The organism is Longimonas sp. (genome assembly GCF_040409695.1).
Classification (GTDB): Bacteria; Bacteroidota; Rhodothermia; order Rhodothermales; family Salinibacteraceae; genus Longimonas.
This window is the reverse complement of record NZ_JARWGJ010000188.1, coordinates 1-4708: the sequence shown is the minus strand read 5'-3', so window position 1 is coordinate 4708 and position 4708 is coordinate 1. Positions and strand designations below refer to the sequence as shown.

The following is a 4708-nucleotide window of genomic DNA, read 5'->3' as shown; positions in this document are numbered from 1 at the left end:
CAGCGCGATGCGGAGGAGCCCATCGACACCCTGGAGGTCGACAACGAGGCCGTGCGGCGTCAGCAGCTACAACGGCTGTCCGAATTGAAGGAGGCGCGCGACGATGCCGCAGTGCGACGTGCGCTCAACGCGCTGCGCGATACCGCGGAGACGGGCACCGGCAACCTGCTGGATCGTGCCGTCGATGCCGCCCGTGCCCGCGCCACCCTCGGCGAGATCTCGCAGGCGCTCGAAGACGTCTACGGACGCCACACGGCCACCTCGCAGGCCGTCAGCGGCGTGTACGCATCCGAAGCGCAGACCAGCGACGCCTTTCAGCAGGCCCAGGAGCGCGCCGATGCCTTCGCCGATGCCACCGGGCGCCGTCCGCGCATCCTCGTAGCTAAGATGGGCCAGGACGGACACGACCGCGGCGCCAAGGTCATCGCCACTTCCTTTGCCGATCTCGGCTTCGACGTAGACATCGGTCCGCTTTTCCAAACGCCGGAAGAAGCGGCGCGGCAGGCCGTCGAAAACGATGTGCACGTGCTGGGCGTGTCGAGCCTGGCGGGCGGACACAAGACGCTTGTGCCGCAGGTCATCGAGGCGCTCCGCGACTACGGGCGCGACGATATTCTCGTGATTGTTGGCGGCGTCATCCCTCATGCCGACTACGACTTTCTGTATGAACGAGGCGTCGCCGGCGTCTTTGGTCCGGGCACCGTCATCGCCGAGGCTGCGCTACAGATTCTGGATGTGCTCATGGAGCAGCGCGCCCCTGCTGCGGTGTAGCGTTGCGTTACACGTCCACGGTGCGATAGCCCCCCTCCTTTCGAGTTCTCCTTTCGGGCACGGCCACCTGAGCAGGAGATGGTTCAGCGCGCGCCCACCACGATACGGATCATAGTAACACTGACCATAGGACGCGATCGCGAGCAGTTCAGATACGCACAACAAACGCCCCCCATTCTGTCGGAATGGGGGGCGTTTGAAGGAAGGGAGCCTGACCTAAAAAGTCAGACCGTCTTGTGTTGCCTGCCTGAACCTACGCATCCGGCGCATTATCCATCTGCGCTTTCTGCAGCTGCCCGGAGTAGTCGACGTAGACCGTTTTGGTTTCGGTGTAGAAATCAAACACCTCCCAGCCGCCGTCGCGGTGGCCATTGCCAGTATCTTTCACACCACCGAAGGGCATGTGCGCTTCGGCGCCGATCGTAGGACCATTAACGTACGTGATACCGGCTTCCAGATCGTGCATAGCTTGGAAGGCATGGCGTACGTTTTCAGTGTAGATGCTGGAGGAAAGTCCGTAGTCGGTATTGTTGGCAACCGTAACAGCCTCCTCGTACGACGACACCGTGAGCACGCTAAGCACAGGCCCGAAGATCTCTTCCTGAGCCAGACGCATGTTCGGCGTTACACCGGTGAAGAGCGTAGGCTCAAAGAAGTAGCCATCTTGCAGATCCGGATTATCAGGCGTGGTGCCGCCAAAGACAAGCGTAGCGCCTTCGTCCTGGCCAATCTGCATGTAGGACTGCACCTTTTTGAGTGCCGATTCATTGATGAGCGGGCCCACATCCACGCCCTCTTCGCGTCCATCGCCGAGCGTAAGCCCTTCGGCGGCGTCCTGGATGCGACCGACCAGCTCGTCGTGCACGTCCTCATGCACGATGAGGCGACTGGTGGCCGTGCAGCGCTGTCCGGTCGTGCCGTAGGCCCCCCAGAGCACGCCTTCGAGCGCCAAGTCGAGGTCCGCATCCGCCATAACGATCATGGGATTCTTCCCGCCCATTTCGAGGGAGAGCGGCTTGTTGAGGCGTCCGCAGGTCGCCCCGATTTTCTTACCCACCTCGGTCGATCCGGTGAACGAGACCGCATCAACAGAGGGATGCTCGACGACGGCGCCCCCTACCGTGCCATCGCCTTGCACAAGGTTGATAACCCCCGCAGGCACCCCCGCGTCTTCGAGCACCTCAACGAGCAGCGCGCCACAGTGCGGCGACTCCTCGCTGGGCTTGAACACAATGGTGTTGCCGGCCGCAAGCGCCGGAAAGATCTTCCAGGTAGGCACCGCGATCGGAAAGTTCCAGGCGGTGATCAGTCCGCACACACCGACCGGGCGGCGGATGGTCATGTTGAACTTGTCGGGCAGCTCGCTTGGAACGGTGTGCCCAAACAGGCGCCGTGTTTCGGAGGCGGCGTAGTAGGCGGTATCGATGGCCTCTTGCACATCGCCCCGGGTTTCGCTGAGGGGCTTCCCCATCTCGCGGGTCATCGCATCGGCGAGGTCGTTCTTGCGCTCCAGGAGCAGATCGCCGACCCGTTTCAGAATGCGTCCACGTTCGGGGGCCGGCGTGCTCGACCAGGCCGGAAACGCATCTTGCGCCGCGGCGGCAGCGTCGTCAACGTCTGCGGGCCCCGATGCAGGAAAGTGGCCGATCACGTCTTGAAAGGAGGCCGGGTTGCGACTGGCAAAGGTCGTACCGGGCGTAGCCGCCTGCCAGGTTCCGTCGATGTAGTTCTTAAAGAGGTCAGCCATAAGCGGAGTATAGTGTACCCAAAATGTACCAAAAGGGATGCGAAGCGTATGTTCAGTATAGCGGATGCCTGGTGCGTTCTCAACGGCGATGTTCGTATTATGCACGAAAAGCGCTTTTGGCCAAACACTGTTATCTTGAGAGAGGCGCCCGCTAACGGAGTGGGAGATGGTTCGACGCGCTCCGGCCCTTGGGGGGCCTTCGCTTGCTCACCATGACAAGGTTTTTTGTGGGGTTGCTCCGCTCGGCTCCATACACCACAACCACCACACACAGCTTGTCATCTTGAGCGGAGCGGCTCCGTTTAGGAGGCGCGGAGTCTGACACGAGCGCAGCGAGATCCCGGATCAGGTCCGGGCAGGCGAACGCAGTGAGTAAAGATCTCCCCCGACAACGGTCGGGGCTTCGTCGGCCTTTGCTCACCATGACAGGGTTTTTTGGAGGGGAAGCGCCCCTATGCGATCAGACGCCAGCCCAAGCCGTCCGGATCTCCCCACCGTAGCAGCGGTACATCACATGGTTCTGGTTTTGCTCACTCTATTCCTCCAATGCTGTATGTCTGATGTTACCGTTGCTGCCGATCTGGAAGCGTACCTCTCCGAGCGCGTTCGCTCTACCCCACCCAGTGGCATTCGGCGCTTCTTTGAGATCGCGGCGACGATGGATGACGTGATTTCGCTCGGCATCGGCGAGCCCGACTTCGTTACGCCACAGCCTGCGGTGCAGGCCGGCGTTGATGCGCTCAATGCCGGAAAAACCAGCTACACGGCCAATGCCGGGCGGACTGACCTGCGCGAGGCGATCGCCGATGAGCTCGCCACTCGCTACGGCGTTTCGTACGATGCGGACGACGAGATTCTGACGACCGTAGGGGTGAGCGAGGCTATGCAGCTCACCATGCTCTCGGTGCTCGACCCCGGCGATGAGATTCTCATCCCCGAGCCCTGCTTCGTCTCCTATGCCCCCACCGCGCGGTTTGCAGATGCGAATGTAGTGCACGTACCCACAAGCGTTGAGAACAACTTTCAGGTGACCGCCGAGACGCTCGAATCCTACATTACGCCAGATACCAAGGCGCTTTTCCTGGGCTACCCCAACAACCCGACAGGGGCTGTGCTCCGGCGCGACACGCTTGAAGACATTGCCGCACTGGTGCAGCAGCACGACCTGCTCGTCATCTCCGACGAGATCTACGACCGCCTGGTCTACGGCGAGGCCCACGACCGCGGACACGTCTGCGTCCCTTCTATCGACGGGCTGCGTGAGCGCACGATCTTGCTCGGCGGGTTCTCCAAGGGATATGCCATGACGGGCTGGCGCATCGGCTATGCCTGCGCTCCTGCTCCCCTCTTGCGCGGCCTCTACAAGGTGCATCAGTATATGATCATGAGTGCGCCGACCGTCTCGCAGATCGCCGCGCATGCCGCCATCACAGAGTGTCAGGGCGAGGTCGAGGAGATGCGCCAGGCCTACGACGAACGCCGCCGTGTGCTGGTCGACGGACTCAACGAGGCCGGTCTGCCTACCTTTGAGCCCGAAGGCGCGTTCTACTGCTTCCCCGATATCCGATCCACCGGACTCAGCTCTGAAGCGTTCGTGCAAGGTCTTCTCGAAGAAGAGCACGTCGCGTGCGTGCCCGGCGATGCGTTTGGACCGAGTGGGGCTGGATATGTCCGCTGCTCTTATGCTACCGGACTCGACGACATCAAAGAGGCTGTCGTGCGCATTCAGCGCTTCGCCGCAAAGCATCAGAACAGCTGATCGGTTGCGCTCCTCTTCGCGCTCACATCCCGCTGTGCTATAGCTGTGTTATGCGAACGGTTTTCTACATCGCTGGGGTTGCTGCCCTCTCGGTCGGACTTCACCTGCTTGTGGGCTGGCCTGCTACGGTACTTGCGGGATGCGCGGCCGCCGTGGCCTCGCGGCACGTCCTCGTTGGCACGACAGGTGTTGCCCTTGGATGGGGCGTGCTCGTGCTGTACACGCTGCTTGTGCACGACGCCCCCACGCTGGCGCTGCTGTCGTTTCTGAGTGAGGCTACCGGTGGCGTACCGGCGCCTGTACTTGGCGTGCTGCCTGCTGGCATTGGTGCCCTCTCGGGCGCGCTGGGAGCAGTCTTCGCACGGGCACTCCACAACGGATGGCGTATGTGGGTAAACCCATCATAAAGTGCAGTCTGAAAGTGCAGTCTG

General features: G+C 61.8%; 4 protein-coding genes. 3 read left to right on the top strand and 1 reads right to left on the bottom strand.

Going from position 1 to position 4708, the window contains the following annotated elements; genetic code table 11:
- Nucleotides 1–771, top strand: a 771-nt coding sequence (locus PPP56_RS11395; protein WP_353564168.1) for a methylmalonyl-CoA mutase family protein, incomplete at its 5' end; no start/stop codon positions are given.
- A 253-nt stretch (nt 772–1024) separates the two neighbouring features.
- Here the strand turns inward: PPP56_RS11395 and PPP56_RS11390 are convergent.
- Entirely contained in the window at nt 1025–2518 is a 1494-nt protein-coding gene (locus PPP56_RS11390; protein ID WP_353564167.1) for an aldehyde dehydrogenase family protein, read from the bottom strand.
- Nucleotides 2519–3071: 553 nt separating this feature from the next.
- Here PPP56_RS11390 and PPP56_RS11385 point away from each other — a divergent pair.
- Complete coding sequence (locus PPP56_RS11385; RefSeq protein ID WP_353564166.1) at nt 3072–4277, top strand: pyridoxal phosphate-dependent aminotransferase; 1206 nt, start codon at nt 3072–3074, stop codon at nt 4275–4277.
- Between the two features lie 50 nt (nt 4278–4327).
- The gene (locus tag PPP56_RS11380; RefSeq protein ID WP_353564165.1) at nt 4328–4684 is read left to right on the top strand and encodes a hypothetical protein; all 357 of its coding nucleotides are present in this window, start codon (nt 4328–4330) and stop codon (nt 4682–4684) included.
- Nucleotides 4685–4708: the final 24 nt, after the last annotated feature.